Consider the following 14,161-nt stretch of genomic DNA (forward strand, 5'->3'; position numbering starts at 1 on the left):
TCTGCTTTAACGCTTAATTTTAGGACAGTTTCTATGCGCGCGAGTCGCTTTTTATTTGCAACGTTAAGAGAAACCCCAAACGATGCTGAAGTCATTTCTCATCAATTAATGCTTCGTGCTGGGATGATTCGTAAATTGGCTTCAGGTTTATACACTTGGTTGCCGATGGGCGTTCGCGTATTAAATAAAGTTGAAGCGATTGTCCGTGAAGAAATGGATCGTGTTGGATCACTTCAAGTTCTAATGCCCGTAACGCAACCTGCGTCACTTTGGCATGAGTCTGGCCGTTTCGTACAATACGGCCCAGAACTACTTCGTTTCAAAGATCGCCATAACAATGACTTTGTTCTAGGTCCAACGCATGAAGAAGTTATTACAGACATTGCCCGTAATGAATTAAAAAGCTACAAACAGCTACCGGCAAACTTCTACCAAGTGCAAACCAAATTCCGTGACGAAATTCGCCCACGCTTTGGTGTGATGCGTTCACGTGAATTCATCATGAAAGATGCCTATTCTTTTCATGTTGACCAAGCGTCTTTGCAAGAAACTTATGACAACATGTACGCAGCTTACTGCAAAATCTTCAATCGCTTAGGTTTAAATTTCCGTCCAGTTCAAGCAGATACAGGTTCAATCGGTGGTTCAGGTTCACATGAATTTCACGTATTGGCTTCAAGTGGTGAAGATGATATTGCCTTTTCTACCGAATCTGATTACGCAGCCAATGTTGAAATGGCAGAAGCCGTATTGGTTGGTGAACGTGCAGCACCAACAAAAGCATTAGAAATTGTAGATACACCCAATCAAAAAACCATTGCAGATGTCTCTGAATTTTTAAAATCAGATCCTGCTATGTCAGTAAAAGCATTACTGGTACAAGGCGTAGCTAAAGAAGGTGAAGACACACCTATCGTGGCCTTATTCCTACGTGGCGACCATGAGCTGAATGAAATTAAAGCAGAAAAACATCCACTTATTGCAACTCCACTTGTTTTTGCAACAGAAGAACAACTTGTCGCACTAGATTTAACTGCCGGTTTCTGTGGCCCACAAGGTTTAGTTAAAAAAGGCATGACTGTCATTGTTGACCGTGCTGCATCTGTACTCTCTGACTTTGTAGCTGGTGCCAATGAAGTAGATAAACATGCAGTTGGCGTTAACTGGGAGCGTGATGCACAATTTACTGAAGTCTATGATTTACGTAACGTGGTTGAAGGTGATCCTTCTCCAGATGGTCAAGGCACAATCTTGATTAAACGTGGCATTGAAGTCGGTCATATTTTCCAATTGGGTCAAAAGTATTCTGAAGCTTTGGGTTGTAAAGTCTTAGGTGAAGACGGTAAACCATTGGTTGTAACAATGGGATGTTATGGTATTGGTGTAACGCGTGTTGTGGCATCTGCTATTGAACAGAACTTTGATGAAAAAGGTATTATTTGGCCATCAGCCATTGCACCTTTTGAAGTTGCGATTGTGCCAATGAATGCCCATAAGTCTCCACGCACTTTAGAAGCAGCTGAAGCACTTTATGCCGAATTAACTGCAGCGGGTTATGATGTATTACTGGATGACCGTAATGAACGTCCAGGGGTAAAATTCTCTGACCTTGAGTTGACGGGTATTCCGCACCGTATTGTGATTGGTGAAAAAGGTTTAGACGCAGGTACTTTTGAATATAAAGGTCGCCGTGATGCAGAATCTGTCAATATTTCTAAAGAAGAATTACTGACTAAAATTGCAAAGTAACTTTTAGTTTGCTATAAAAAATCCCGCTTCATGCGGGATTTTTTATTACTGGAATAATATGTACTTTTAGCAGAATTTTAGACCACCGAAGCAGTTAGATGTTACATCCTGATTTTTTAGAATTTGATTCGACAGCGTTAACTTAGATGGATTTGCTTGCGTCCACTGCCCCACATCAATTTCCAAAGTTTTTACAATTGGCGTCCCGGCTAAAGCCCCTAAAGCATTACCAAAATCAATCTCAATACGCATCTCTTCCTGAGTTAAAGTTTTTGTAATATTTTGCGCAACCTGAGGAAGCACTGCTGAAATATCGACGTCTCCTGAAACATTTAATTCACCTAACTGCACAGGATCTGCAAAAGACATCCACCACCCTCTTTGAGCTACATCTGCCTTATCAGCACCTGGCCATTTTAATGCCATTTGCTGTAATGCCAAATAGCCCCCAGAACCGGTTAAAGGAATGTTATGCACCATACTTAGTAACTGGTCAAATGTAACATTCATGTTCAGATTAGTCAGCTTAGAGCCTTCCCCCATCTGAAATTTTGAGGTTTTTACTAAACAAAGCGCTCCCAATCCAACACAGGGTTCAATATTAACTAACAGTTGGTCGTTGGCAAATTGTGTTGCATCCAAACCTGTATAGACAGAATACTTACTTTTATCCTCTGCACTACCTGCAGCCAAAGGAATAACAGGAATTGTTACTATAATATCCTTCGCACTAGCGGACTTTGTTCTGGTTCCTTGTACCACAAACCCTGGAACATCGAACTTAATATTATCTAGTTTTGGTACAGTAATACCTTTTGTCTCACTACTTCCTGGGTCACTGGTAAAACCATGATTCCCAAATAAAGCAATATCTAATAAACCTGAAATTTTCTGGTCTTGGGCTGTACCAAATTTAGCACCAGCCGTATTTGTAGAACCTGTTGTCCCAGCAATTTTCATATAGCCACTAAAAGATTGAATACCATCCGTTGGATTTTGTGTATTTGACACACCTGCGGTTAATAAGCCTAAAATTTGTTCTGCACCCAATCGGAAGCCAACTACTTCTCTTTGTGATGCTGAATCATTATTTTTAATGGCAAACTGAACAAATGGGTTGGTAATTTTCGCACTGGTAGAAGCACGACCATTGTTATAAACACCATTTCCTTTGCTGTCGTAGCTATCAGGTAGGCCACTAAGTGCTAAATTAGAAATATCAATATCACAACCATCCGAGCCATTGACACCGCCACAGCCTAGCTGCAAAGTTTTAATATTTGTATTTAATGACATTTCAGCATCTAAACCCAACTTAAAAAAACTTACCACTTCATTTGAGTTAGTTTTATATGTTTCCATATCTTTAGTGAAGTTTAGCAATGCTCGTCCATCAACTTTAGACAATTCGTCATCAGACAAACTTTTGAAAGTCGTCGCATTACCACTTAAGCATATACTGCTAATGACAGCAGCAATCCATGTCTTTTTCATTTTTTATCATTCCCTGTGATTTATTTTATTTTGGTGTGATTCCAAACGAACTACGCATAACACCTCCAGGAATAGCGATATCTGCTATTTTTTGCATTTGCCCTGCGGGTGCAATCGCTAACTCTGCTGTAAATACTTTTCCAAAATCTGAAGCAGTTGCTAAGCGGTTAAACTTTACTTGATTATCTAATACGATGCTTTCTTTCTGCATATGTATACGTGACTCAAGACCAATATCACCTTGTAGTTTATTTAAGTTAATACTGGACTCAGTTGATGTACCATCTGTATTTATTAAACTAATATAACTCCCGCGGTCATCGTTATTATTGAGTGGATTAAATTCAAAATTAGCTTTTAATGATAAATAGTTGGTATCTGGTGTGCCATTTATACCTTCCAAACCAGGAATAATAAAAAGCTCTCCCTTACCATCCAGTTTTAAAGCAATACTGACAAGAACGTCGTCTTTTTGAGCAAAGTTATCAATAGGAACAACTTTCTTGGCACATGTTGCCTGCTCACTTGTACAATTATATAGTGAGCCTGGTAATTGACCAATCGCCACTTCAGCTTTAGCCACCACCAACAAACTATCCGCTTTAATATAAATTTCTTTATCTTCAAAACCAATAACCCCTTTGGCTTTAACATAAGAGTCAATATTTCTTAAACCTGCATAATAGTTAACTTCTTCACCATGATTGCCTTGTGCACCATCAATCACAATAATTGAGGTTGTATTTGGAGTTCCCGTTTTTGCATCAACCCCATAACCGTCTGTAGACATGGCTAAGTCATAACCTAGACCTGCTTTGGTTTCATTATTTTTATTGGTATACGCTTTTGAATAAATAGCCATATTGGCATTCAAATTGTAAATCGGAACTCCTAAGCCCCATGTAGAAGCTGTTGTTGCCCCCGCATTAACATCAGCAATCGAATTATCTGAAATAAAACGCGCTTTACGTGCAATCGCTTGAAAATCCATACCACGTACAGCAACCAGAACCATATTTTGCGGGTTAACTGTTGATGAAGGGTTGTACACTTGTTCGTATGCCGACGCTCCCAAAATATTCTTAATTTGTTCATTCACTACAAACCCCAAAGAGTTTGTGCGAATGTTATTAATATAAATATCGCCTAAGTCTATATAGGCATTTTGGGTATTTACAGTCGCCGTTGCATCATTTGAATTACGGACATTTAAACGAGTTAAATTAGAAAACTCAATCGCATAACTACCTGTCCCAGTATGTCCCAATTCAAATACAGTTGGATTTACACCACTATGCAAAAAATCTGCTGATAAACCAAAATGTAGTCCACCTGCATCTTTAAAACCATAGCCTGTGGTTGCAGTGACCGCTTTTTCAGTGACGTTTCCACCTGAGCGATTAACCTGAGTAAATTGCGAAATGCCCGTCTGATCAGAGTTCAGCATCATTTTGGCATTGGTTAAATCACCAGATGCACCTATCCGTATTAAGTTATTTTGAACACCAGTACTTGGGCCATAGCGTAAATCAATATTCAAACCTGGGTTGGTTGCTGTTCCTACACGACTATTATGGACATTGGTTTTATCTTCTACACGATCTAGGCTCACAATATGATCAGTTTTCCCATCTTGTGATTTTGTTGCAAGTACAATGCCTTCAGATGGATCTATATACATATATCCATCTGCCGAAAAATTAAAGTTAAAATCTTTAGCGGTTAAATCCTGTCCATTTAATCCGTAACCAATACTGGCATTTTGCAACCGAAATTCTAAATGTGCTTTATCATTGCGATTAAATAATCCATTGGTCGTTGCCAAATAAACAGTTAAAGGCGAAATTGTTGAAAAACTTAAAGAGCCTAAATTTTGGCTCACTTCACCTGTTGCACAATTTGGCTCACAAATCAGCATAATTTTAGAGGCTGTGGCAGTAAAAGGAGATATGCTTGCTTTTAATGCAATACCTACGCCTTTACGGCTAGTATTATCTGGATTCGTGACTCCCACATCAAAATCTATTTGAGACTTGATATTGCTGTGATTTTGTCCAGATAAGATTTCAACATCATGTAAGCCCAGTTTGATTGGAGCATTTCCATCACTTGAATAATCGACCCAGTTGACTTGTTCTACTTTCACACGTGAAACTTCATGTGTGATGGAAATACCATCCTGACCCGTGACCTTTCCAAGGACTTGATCATTCAATGCTTCCAATGCATAGCTTTGGTGAGCAATACATATACAAGCTGTCAGGAGATTTAATTTTATTATTTTATGCATCTCAATATCCTTATAAAATCGTCAACGACTTAACAGCGCGCACCTGTTGCACCTGAACAGTTATAACTGAATATTTTTAAATCACCTGACATATGCAAATTCCCATGCATATTTAACCCCATAAATCCTTTTTCAGCACCATTATCAAATGTTGGCACATTGACTTGCTGTGTCGTTTTCACGCCAGACTCATCAATCGTATAAGCCGTATACTGACTATATTTTGAATCTTTCAAATAACCTTTCGTTGTTGTATCGTCTGTTTCTACAGAAAGATTAGAAAATCCTAAATTTCTTATTTTTAATGGCTTATCGTCGTAAAATGAGAGCTTCATCGCGGTTTGAGGATTACCATCTTTATTTAATATCGTGGTTCCAGCTAATGAGATTTTATCAATTTGTATCGTGCCTTGAATTTGTTTAAATACCAGCCACTTTTGATTATTCCCATCCTTATGATTATTCGGTGAAAATGCAAAACGACACCGTACATCTTGGACACAGTCATAACTGTAAAATGCTTGGGTCACCCTGCCTGATGCATCGCGCTTAGAAATATCATTCAAACTCATATCATTTGCATAACGATGATTTAAAGACATCGTCAAACTTAAATCAGCCCCACCTTGCCCTTGAGTTTCTTGCATTTCTTGAAGGTTTAACCCTGATAATTCTGCATGACACATCCCAGCAGTAAATAGCAGTACAGAGCTAATCAATTTATTCATCATATTTTGCTCCTTACAGCCCTGTTGTTTTTATTTTCAAATGCTGGATTAGCACACCATCAATTACAGCTGAACCTAAATTGACTGATGCACCAGAAGTACTTTTAAACATCACACCAGTCGCATTTGTATCGCGATTCGCTTGAAGCATATTTGTTGTGGAATCTCGAGTTACACTTCCTATTGAAATACTGCTGTGTGTCGCATTGGTTCCTTGATAGTTAACTGACATCCCCCCAGCGGTAATACTAGAGGTATTCGATCCACAATAAGCCACATTACAAGTAGAACCTTTAAATGAGGTTTTGGTTAAATTCGTCCCAGTGTGAAACGTTGGATTCGAATCGGTGTCTTCATACAATGTATAAATTTTGGAATAGATCTCAGGAACATTTGGAATTTGTGTCACTTCCAAAATAATATTATTGCCCTCAGAACCAATAATAAAAGGTTGATACATACTACCTAGAACTAGATTGATGTTAGTACTATAAAGATATAACCCCTCCACAGCATTGAATAATGGTGCATTACTTCCATCCATTGCAGGTGTAGCAACTGCACCATCATCTATATCGGTTTTAGCTGCCGTACTAATCCGGATACCTCTAGCATTTAAATTAAGATCACTCGCTTTAAGCGTAGAAGGATCATCATTGGTATTGAGCCTTAAAATAGATGCCATAGCAAAAGTTTGACTTTGCTGTGCAACACTAGAAGATTGCGTTTGGAATAGTCGAATTTGTGAGCCATCAATACTGAGACCATTTGCCACAAACTGAGTACGCAAACGATAGTTGACATCTAATCCACTATCTGGCGCTCCAGTAACAGGATCTACATAGCTGATAGAATCAAAAGATCTTGAAAAAATATCTGTCCAAAAACCTAATTTAATTCGATCTGAAGTCGAGTTACCGCCTTGCTTTGCCAACGGCGCTTCTAAAGCGATATAAGCAATATCGGCTTTATTTTCTTTTTTGAACTGCTGAATATCTTTGGCTGTACCTGAACGGAATAGCCATGGGTTTTCTGTGCTCCCCCAAGTTAGACCTTGATTACTGTAGCGCTGGTTCATGTCATCATTACTTTTAGACAAAGCTAAACCATAAATAAATACATCTGCTTTGTTTCTCGTGCCAGTCACAACGCTTGATGCACTTGTATTTGCCACGGCCCTAGAACTTGAAATAGCATAATTTTCAACCGTTAAATTCGCAACGGACAAAGCCTTATTCTTAGCAATAACCGTGGCATCGGCCCGAATTTCAGCTAAAGTCTTGTCTTTTAACCGATTATTCACTATGTTTGTAATTATTGTACCTTTCGATGTTTCAATTTTTTGTATGGTATTTTTCATTGCATTTGCGGCGGCTTGTTCTTTATTCAACCAACCACCATCGTACTTTGTTGTACCATCATTGGGTAGTGTTGCCGTAGAATTCCAATAGTATTGATCGTAGCGCTTATTATAATAGTCTTGATATTCCTTTGTATTTACATAAGTTTCAATTTCTTGATTACGATATAAAGTTGTATTTTTTCCCGCTACTTGTGTGTATTTTGTCTGATAAGTACTGCTTGTGGTACTGCCATTTTGATAGATAGAATCATATGTCGATGTATACGTTGAGTCATATGAAGGTTGATATAAGTTTGCTTTAGCATAGGTATAGTTAGGTTGGTAATTATCTTTATAAATTTTATCGTAAGCACGCTTATACAAATTTTCGTAATTTTCACCACGCGGAATAATACGGATAAAACCCGTATCTTTTCGGGATGCTTCAAACAAACTGGCTTTATCTGTTAGCGTTCCATAACTTGATGCCTTAGACACATCATTCGGCCCCTGAAAAACCATTTTGAAATTTTCAGGTAATAATGCAACTCCTTCACCTGTGGTTTCGGAAAGTGCCATATCTGATAAATCTTGAAGTGCATAGGCAGACTGAGCCAGCAATAAACTGACCGACATTGCTATACAGCTCTGGCGAAATCTGTAAGCCTTTTTTACATAAGTCATCTCGACCTTCCTTTTTATCAGATGCCTTGCATCTTTCTTATATTTATTCCTTGTCTTGGCACTTTAATTTGTTTTATTCCATCGAGTCCATGATGGATATATGCCAAGCCACTTTAACTTTTAATTATGCTGAATAATTACACAATTGCAAAATAATCCAGCCGAAACCTTCCTATTTCCGATGAATGAATTGCATAAAAAAAGCAGACTAAATTGTCTGCTTTTTTGTCAACTTTAAAAATTAAGCTTTAGGTAAAGTGACGCCCGTCTGACCTTGGTATTTACCACCACGGTCTTTATAAGAAGTTTCACAGACTTCATCAGACTCAAAAAATAGCATTTGAGCAACACCTTCACCTGCATAAATACGTGCTGGTAAGTTGGTGGTATTTGAGAATTCTAATGTAACGTGACCTTCCCATTCAGGTTCAAGTGGAGTGACGTTCACAATAATACCGCAACGTGCATACGTCGATTTACCTAAGCAAATGGTCAATACATTTCGTGGAATACGGAAATATTCAACCGTGCGTGCCAAGGCAAAAGAATTGGGCGGAATAATACACACATCGGCTTCAATATCAATAAAGCTTTTATCGTCAAAGTTCTTCGGATCAACAATTACAGAATGAACATTGGTGAACACTTTGAACTCACGGGCGCAACGCACATCATAACCATAGCTAGATACGCCATAAGAAATGAGCTTTTCGCCATTTTCATCATAACGGACTTGATTTTCTGCATACGGTTCAATCATGCCGTGATTTTCGCTCATTTCGCGAATCCAACGATCAGACTTAATAGCCATCTATTTTCTTTCCAAAAACTTAAATCAATTATTGCGTGGTACTTTAACTGAAATTGGCCCCAATGAAAATAACACGAAGGCCGAGAGGACAGATTTGTCTTTTACTTCGCAGAATGCGTGTACCCAAAAAATACGTTATTTAAAGCGTTAACAAGGCTGAATAACTTAGGGGGATAGAAAAACACATCAACACTAAAGATGCCGTTTTTTGCATATTCGATTGATTTAACCAGCTAATTTTATTCGCGCTCAGAATAGAACCAACGAATGTCCATAAAAATGCAATCGGGATAATTAATACTAAAAAGACCAACATATGAGCAACATAGTAGCTTAAATCTACCCATGCAATTGCAGGAAAAATCGCTGATGCAAAGAGTAAAGCCTTAGGATTTAGCAAAGTTGCCGTAAAAAGCGTCATCGCACCAATTGTAGGTTGATTATAGTCTTGCGAAACATTCGCTGTTTTCCATAAACGGATGGCCAAAAACACAATATAAGTTGCGCTGAATAATTTCAGAATTGTAGGCAATAATGGAAAATGTGTAGATATCTTTCCAATTAATACCCCCCAAAGGGTAATAGAAATAAGATAACCAAATGCTTCAGCAGGAATTAAACGAAAGGATTTACGCACTCCTACTTGTATTCCTGATGATGCCAGCAAGGTATTGGTTGGCCCAGGGGTCAATAAAATAGAGACCACTAAACCAATGAAAAGCATTGAAATCATACCTAAAACTCGCTTTAGATTGAGCGCAGATTAAATCAGTTCAAGCCAGTTCGCAAAAAAATATTTGTAAGGCAATATATGAAATTTAGATATAAATTATTTTATTAATTTAAATCATATATTTAAATTAAAATAAGATGCTTTACTGTTTGGTCACAAATGATTATTTATTTGGCATTTTGCTTATTTTTTGCGTAATTGTTCTAATTTAGCCATCATAACCCAGTTCATTTTGAAGTAAATTGGAACTTCAAAGCATCACTAAATAAATCTGTATTCTAATCCAAGACTTTGAGATGTCTACATGTGGTACAAATCCACATTCCGTCTGCTTGTGTTTAAATATCCCCTCAAAAAACACCCAACTCATAATGAGCTGAGTGTCTTGGCGTTTAACAAAACCTTTCGCTATTAGAAAATACGGCTTTGGTCTTTTTCTACTTTAGTCAGTTTATCTGCAATTTTTTGTGCAATAGCCAAATAGCTTTCGGCCGCATCATCACCTGCAATTACGGAAGGTTTTCCTGCATCGGCATTTTCACGAATTTTCACGTTCAGCGGTAAACGCCCCAATAATGGAATTTGATATTGTTCAGCCAGTTTATCGCCTCCGCCTGTACCAAATATTTGCTCTTCATAACCGCAATTTGAACAGATATGCGTCGACATATTTTCAATCACACCCATAACTGGAATATTCACACGATTAAACAATTCAATTCCTTTGGTAGCGTCCAATAAAGCTACATTTTGTGGTGTTGTCACAATCACGGCGCCGGTCACTGGAATACGCTGTGCCAAAGTCAGTTGAATATCCCCTGTACCCGGTGGCATATCAATCATCAAAACATCTAAATCTGGCCAAAGGGTTTGATTAAACAGTTGCATCAGTGCTCCTGTTGCTTTCGGACCACGCCAAGCCACAGGTGTATTATTATCCCCAGTTAAATGACCAATTGATAACACTGCCAAACCATAAGCATCAATAGGAATAAATTGTTCTGCCTCAATCATCGGCGTGCGGCCTGCATTACCCAACATCGTTGGAATACTTGGGCCATAAATATCAGCGTCAAGCACACCCACTTTTAAACTCAGTTGCTGTAAAGCCAAAGCAAGGTTAACGGTTGTGGTCGATTTGCCCACGCCTCCTTTGCCTGATGAAACTAAAATCACATTTTGAATACGAGGATGTTTAGGCACATCACGTTGCTGTGGCGCAACTTTCTGAATAGGTGGATTATTGGGATCAGGTTCTTGGGTTGGTTGTACTGGAGCTGTTCCAGAGGCATCGACAACAGGTGGTAAATTGCTTTTTGGTGCTTCTATTTCAGCTTTTGGCTGACTAGAACAGCTTTCGCCTTCTGCATGATTATGACCACAACCACCCGTTGTCTGCCCTGTTTTTTGCTGAATGACATGCATATTCAATTCAGTAATCCCGCATTTTTCTAGCGCATCGGCTAAATCATCGTGAATTTGCTGTAAATCGTCGGCTTCTGAAGGATGGGTATTGATGGTAATTTGTAACACTTGTCCTTGCACATTGATCTGTGTAATCCGATCTTTCAATGCATTTTCCGAGTGCGGTAAAATATAATTTTGAAGCACCTTTTGGACTTCCTCTTCTTTCACCTCTTGAGAGGGTGAAAAGACAGATTTAAGCGAAGAAAGCCACGACATAAAGTTACTCCAAAAAAGCAGATATACAGCAAATTGTGCATAGTTTAACGGCAAATACAGCGAAGGTTAAGCACTACAACGGATAAGATACCTGTAAAATGTGTAAAACCAAGTAAATGACTTGGTTTTACACAATGAACATAGATACATTTCTGCAATATAAATATGCTGTGTACTTGATATACCTTTGCAAGGTTTTAGGTTTTAAGTGGTATAAACTTACTTTAATTTCATATTTAACAAATAGATATATGAAAAATATGGTGATTTCATACGCTAAAATCTGCTGTTTTCTAACTATTTACCTAACTTTGTGACACAGTACAAATAAATCTTTAAAAATAGGGCTTAATGTGGATATAATCCATTATTGATTACTTTATAGTCAAATTTCCCAAAAGTACTTATCACTAGGGGAGTTTCAAGATGAAAAAAATTGGATTGATTCTATTGTTGGCCTCTGCGGGTTTCGCCCATAGTGCGACCAGTACCAACACCATTCAAACTGCTGAACGACAAGCCATCACTATTGGTGATACAGTCGAAGAAATGCAAATTCGCATCAAGGCATCTCCTATTACGGTGAAATCTTATCCCTTGGTACAAGATAAAGGAGAAGATGTTTTAGCGATTGATTACACCTATGAAATTGAAAATATGCGCTATATCATTACTGTCGTGAATCAACATGTTAAAAACATTCAAACTGAAAATTTAAATAAATAATTCAGCATCATTACTCAATCCACTTATCGTTTTTTCTTTAAGTCTTATCTTATTGCAATCGCGCAATAAAAAAGCCACCGCTTTATCCGCAGTGGCTTTTACGTTAAGCGAGTTTAAGCCTGATCATCTTTTTTGAATTTACTCAATGTTTCTGTGGCCTTTTTCTTTAATTCATCGAACTTTTCAGTTGCCTGTACTTTAAGTTCACCCAATTTATCGGTGGCTTCTTTTTTCAGTTCGTTGGCTTTTAACTTGGCCTCATCAATTTTATGACTGGCTTCTTCTTTCAAATGATCCAGTTTCTCTTGGGCTGTTTCTTTAGCCGTCTCTACTTTGGTTTTTAAATCATTCACTTTTTCGTTCAAACCTGCTTGAGCTTCATCTTTCTGAACATCGGCATCCTGCTTGAGATCATCTAATGTTGTCTCTGCCTCAAGTTTGGCTTCTTTAGCTGAATGCTTTAAATCATCCAGTACTTCTTCGCCTTTTAACTGTGCTTCTTTAACAGTCTGTTTGAAGTCATCGCCCAGTTCAGTTGCTTTATTTTTCAATTCATCAAGTTGATTATCGCTCATGATCTATCCTCTTTCCTGTTATAAATTGTCTAACAATAGGTATAACATTAAAGAGGATAAAAAATGCCCTTAGCATCATTTCGACACACTTTATGACAAACAGAAATAAAAGTCATAATTGCCAGAAGAGCCAAAGATACGCGTATTATTTTTTCACGGTCGTAATGAAGCTAATCATGGCAAAGAGCCAAATAAAGAGTACAAAACTACGTTCTCGGCTGAAGTGTCCAAGGTCTGAGCCATGCACAATATTATGGCGAGTTGCCGTCACAGATGAACTGTTGTCCATTTTTAGGGCTTGTAGTTCCATGAAATAAGGATTGATATCTGTAGCCACTTTGACTTTATGCCATAGGCCTTTCACTTCATGGCCTTTTAGACCTGGGACAATTTTATAGACATCAATATATTTGGTTTGATTCAGTTTCAAATAACCACGTTCTGCCAATGCCTCGGTCAAAATACCTTCAACTTGTCCATACAGTACTGTCACACAACCTGCATAACATTCTTGCTGATACATCTTTAAGCATTGCTCAATCACTTGACGATGTTGCGCTAAATTCTCGCCAATCTGTAAAGCATCTACAGCGGTTAGCAATTCATTTTGGAAATAGTCTTTTTCAATTAAATCGAGCAAAGCGAAATCAGCCAGTTCGGTTTCTTTTTCAGAGGCCATTTTCCAAAAATACAGCAAATTTAATGCATCATTGGCAATGGGTACATCACTTTCAAATTCAATTTGGTCTGCCAATAGGTCAAAATAAGGCTCTTGTGTAGCCAACTGTCTTAATTTACTTACAAACTGAGCATGTGAAGCTGAGCCCATGCTTGTTAAATACTGCTCTGCTTGTTTTAAAATTTGATTGCCAAGTTGTTTGGTACTATTTGCATGTTGTGGAATGCGGGTCACGGGCTGGTCGAAATCAAAATCATCATCGATCATGGACGGTTTACTCTTAAAACTGGCTGAATCTAGACATTATCGCTGTTATTGACTAGCGAATATAGGGACAAGTTCGTCTTAACGAGGTTTAATCTACGCAATACGGCTTCAAATTTAATTTATATCATACACACTGAATAATAAATTTTCCGTTTCACTTATTGCCCAATAACCATGAGCAAGTTGATTGTGATCCAAAGCACTTTAAATGCAGTGGCCATGCACGCTTGCTCCACTGTCTTAATATATTTTTCTGAACCATAGACTATAAAATTCATCCAAAATACAAAATAATTCGGTAATAGTATCCATAGAAAGCCTTGTATTTTAAAGTTTTGTCTAGAAAACCAATATGTTAAAACCATAAGGCTTTTTTCTATTCTTTTTTAGGTCTAGCTCA

The 14,161-nt window shown here is 37.9% G+C and carries 11 protein-coding genes; 2 read left to right on the forward strand and 9 right to left on the reverse strand.

Translation table 11 applies throughout. The features are described 5' to 3' along the window. Positions 1-33 precede the first annotated feature (33 nt). Positions 34-1,749 (forward strand): proline--tRNA ligase, encoded by a 1,716-nt coding sequence (locus BBP83_RS06480; RefSeq protein ID WP_068886652.1) that lies wholly within the window; start codon positions 34-36, stop codon positions 1,747-1,749. A gap of 66 nt (positions 1,750-1,815) precedes the next feature. Here BBP83_RS06480 and BBP83_RS06485 read toward each other — a convergent pair whose 3' ends face one another. The 7 genes from BBP83_RS06485 to apbC all read right to left on the reverse strand — a co-directional run bounded on the left by BBP83_RS06485 (position 1,816) and on the right by apbC (position 11,514). Continuing rightward, positions 1,816-3,243, reverse strand: a complete 1,428-nt coding sequence (locus tag BBP83_RS06485; protein WP_068886654.1) for a hypothetical protein — start codon at positions 3,241-3,243, stop codon at positions 1,816-1,818. A gap of 25 nt (positions 3,244-3,268) precedes the next feature. Further along, the gene (locus tag BBP83_RS06490; RefSeq protein WP_068886656.1) at positions 3,269-5,533 is read right to left on the reverse strand and encodes a DUF6160 family protein; all 2,265 of its coding nucleotides are present in this window, start codon (positions 5,531-5,533) and stop codon (positions 3,269-3,271) included. Between the two features lie 29 nt (positions 5,534-5,562). Continuing rightward, on the reverse strand, positions 5,563-6,264 hold the full coding sequence (locus tag BBP83_RS06495; RefSeq protein WP_068886658.1) for a hypothetical protein: 702 nt from the start codon (positions 6,262-6,264) through the stop codon (positions 5,563-5,565). Positions 6,265-6,274: 10 nt separating this feature from the next. Further along, positions 6,275-8,287, reverse strand: a complete 2,013-nt coding sequence (locus BBP83_RS06500; RefSeq protein ID WP_068886660.1) for a hypothetical protein — start codon at positions 8,285-8,287, stop codon at positions 6,275-6,277. A gap of 241 nt (positions 8,288-8,528) precedes the next feature. Continuing rightward, positions 8,529-9,098, reverse strand: a complete 570-nt coding sequence (gene dcd, locus BBP83_RS06505; RefSeq protein ID WP_068886662.1) for a dCTP deaminase — start codon at positions 9,096-9,098, stop codon at positions 8,529-8,531. A gap of 139 nt (positions 9,099-9,237) precedes the next feature. Continuing rightward, positions 9,238-9,831 carry a LysE family translocator gene (locus BBP83_RS06510; protein ID WP_068886664.1) on the reverse strand — a complete coding sequence of 198 codons (594 nt, stop codon included), beginning with the start codon at positions 9,829-9,831 and terminating at the stop codon, positions 9,238-9,240. Between the two features lie 411 nt (positions 9,832-10,242). After that, complete coding sequence (gene apbC, locus BBP83_RS06515; protein ID WP_068886666.1) at positions 10,243-11,514, reverse strand: iron-sulfur cluster carrier protein ApbC; 1,272 nt, start codon at positions 11,512-11,514, stop codon at positions 10,243-10,245. 426 nt (positions 11,515-11,940) lie between these two features. Between apbC and BBP83_RS06520 the strand changes: the two genes are divergently transcribed. Continuing rightward, on the forward strand, positions 11,941-12,240 hold the full coding sequence (locus BBP83_RS06520; protein WP_068886668.1) for a hypothetical protein: 300 nt from the start codon (positions 11,941-11,943) through the stop codon (positions 12,238-12,240). A 113-nt stretch (positions 12,241-12,353) separates the two neighbouring features. Here the strand turns inward: BBP83_RS06520 and BBP83_RS06525 are convergent, their stop codons facing one another. Together BBP83_RS06525 and BBP83_RS06530 are read right to left on the reverse strand one after the other, a co-directional pair. Continuing rightward, complete coding sequence (locus tag BBP83_RS06525; RefSeq protein WP_068886671.1) at positions 12,354-12,815, reverse strand: hypothetical protein; 462 nt, start codon at positions 12,813-12,815, stop codon at positions 12,354-12,356. Between the two features lie 145 nt (positions 12,816-12,960). After that, positions 12,961-13,761, reverse strand: a complete 801-nt coding sequence (locus tag BBP83_RS06530; protein WP_068886673.1) for a hypothetical protein — start codon at positions 13,759-13,761, stop codon at positions 12,961-12,963. Between the last annotated feature and the right edge of the window lie 400 nt (positions 13,762-14,161).

Source organism: Acinetobacter celticus, from assembly GCF_001707755.1.
Lineage (GTDB): Bacteria > Pseudomonadota > Gammaproteobacteria > Pseudomonadales > Moraxellaceae > Acinetobacter > Acinetobacter celticus.

Excerpts from the sequence above, each read along its gene's own strand:
- BBP83_RS06500 (WP_068886660.1), bottom strand. The coding sequence starts at position 8,287 with ATGACTTATGTAAAAAAGGCTTACAGATTTCGCCAGAGCTGTATAGCA.
- BBP83_RS06510 (WP_068886664.1), bottom strand. The coding sequence starts at position 9,831 with ATGATTTCAATGCTTTTCATTGGTTTAGTGGTCTCTATTTTATTGACC.
- BBP83_RS06485 (WP_068886654.1), bottom strand. The coding sequence starts at position 3,243 with ATGAAAAAGACATGGATTGCTGCTGTCATTAGCAGTATATGCTTAAGT.
- BBP83_RS06490 (WP_068886656.1), bottom strand. The coding sequence starts at position 5,533 with ATGCATAAAATAATAAAATTAAATCTCCTGACAGCTTGTATATGTATT.
- apbC (WP_068886666.1), bottom strand. The coding sequence starts at position 11,514 with ATGTCGTGGCTTTCTTCGCTTAAATCTGTCTTTTCACCCTCTCAAGAG.
- dcd (WP_068886662.1), bottom strand. The coding sequence starts at position 9,098 with ATGGCTATTAAGTCTGATCGTTGGATTCGCGAAATGAGCGAAAATCAC.
- BBP83_RS06520 (WP_068886668.1), top strand. The coding sequence starts at position 11,941 with ATGAAAAAAATTGGATTGATTCTATTGTTGGCCTCTGCGGGTTTCGCC.
- BBP83_RS06480 (WP_068886652.1), top strand. The coding sequence starts at position 34 with ATGCGCGCGAGTCGCTTTTTATTTGCAACGTTAAGAGAAACCCCAAAC.
- BBP83_RS06495 (WP_068886658.1), bottom strand. The coding sequence starts at position 6,264 with ATGATGAATAAATTGATTAGCTCTGTACTGCTATTTACTGCTGGGATG.
- BBP83_RS06525 (WP_068886671.1), bottom strand. The coding sequence starts at position 12,815 with ATGAGCGATAATCAACTTGATGAATTGAAAAATAAAGCAACTGAACTG.
- BBP83_RS06530 (WP_068886673.1), bottom strand. The coding sequence starts at position 13,761 with ATGATCGATGATGATTTTGATTTCGACCAGCCCGTGACCCGCATTCCA.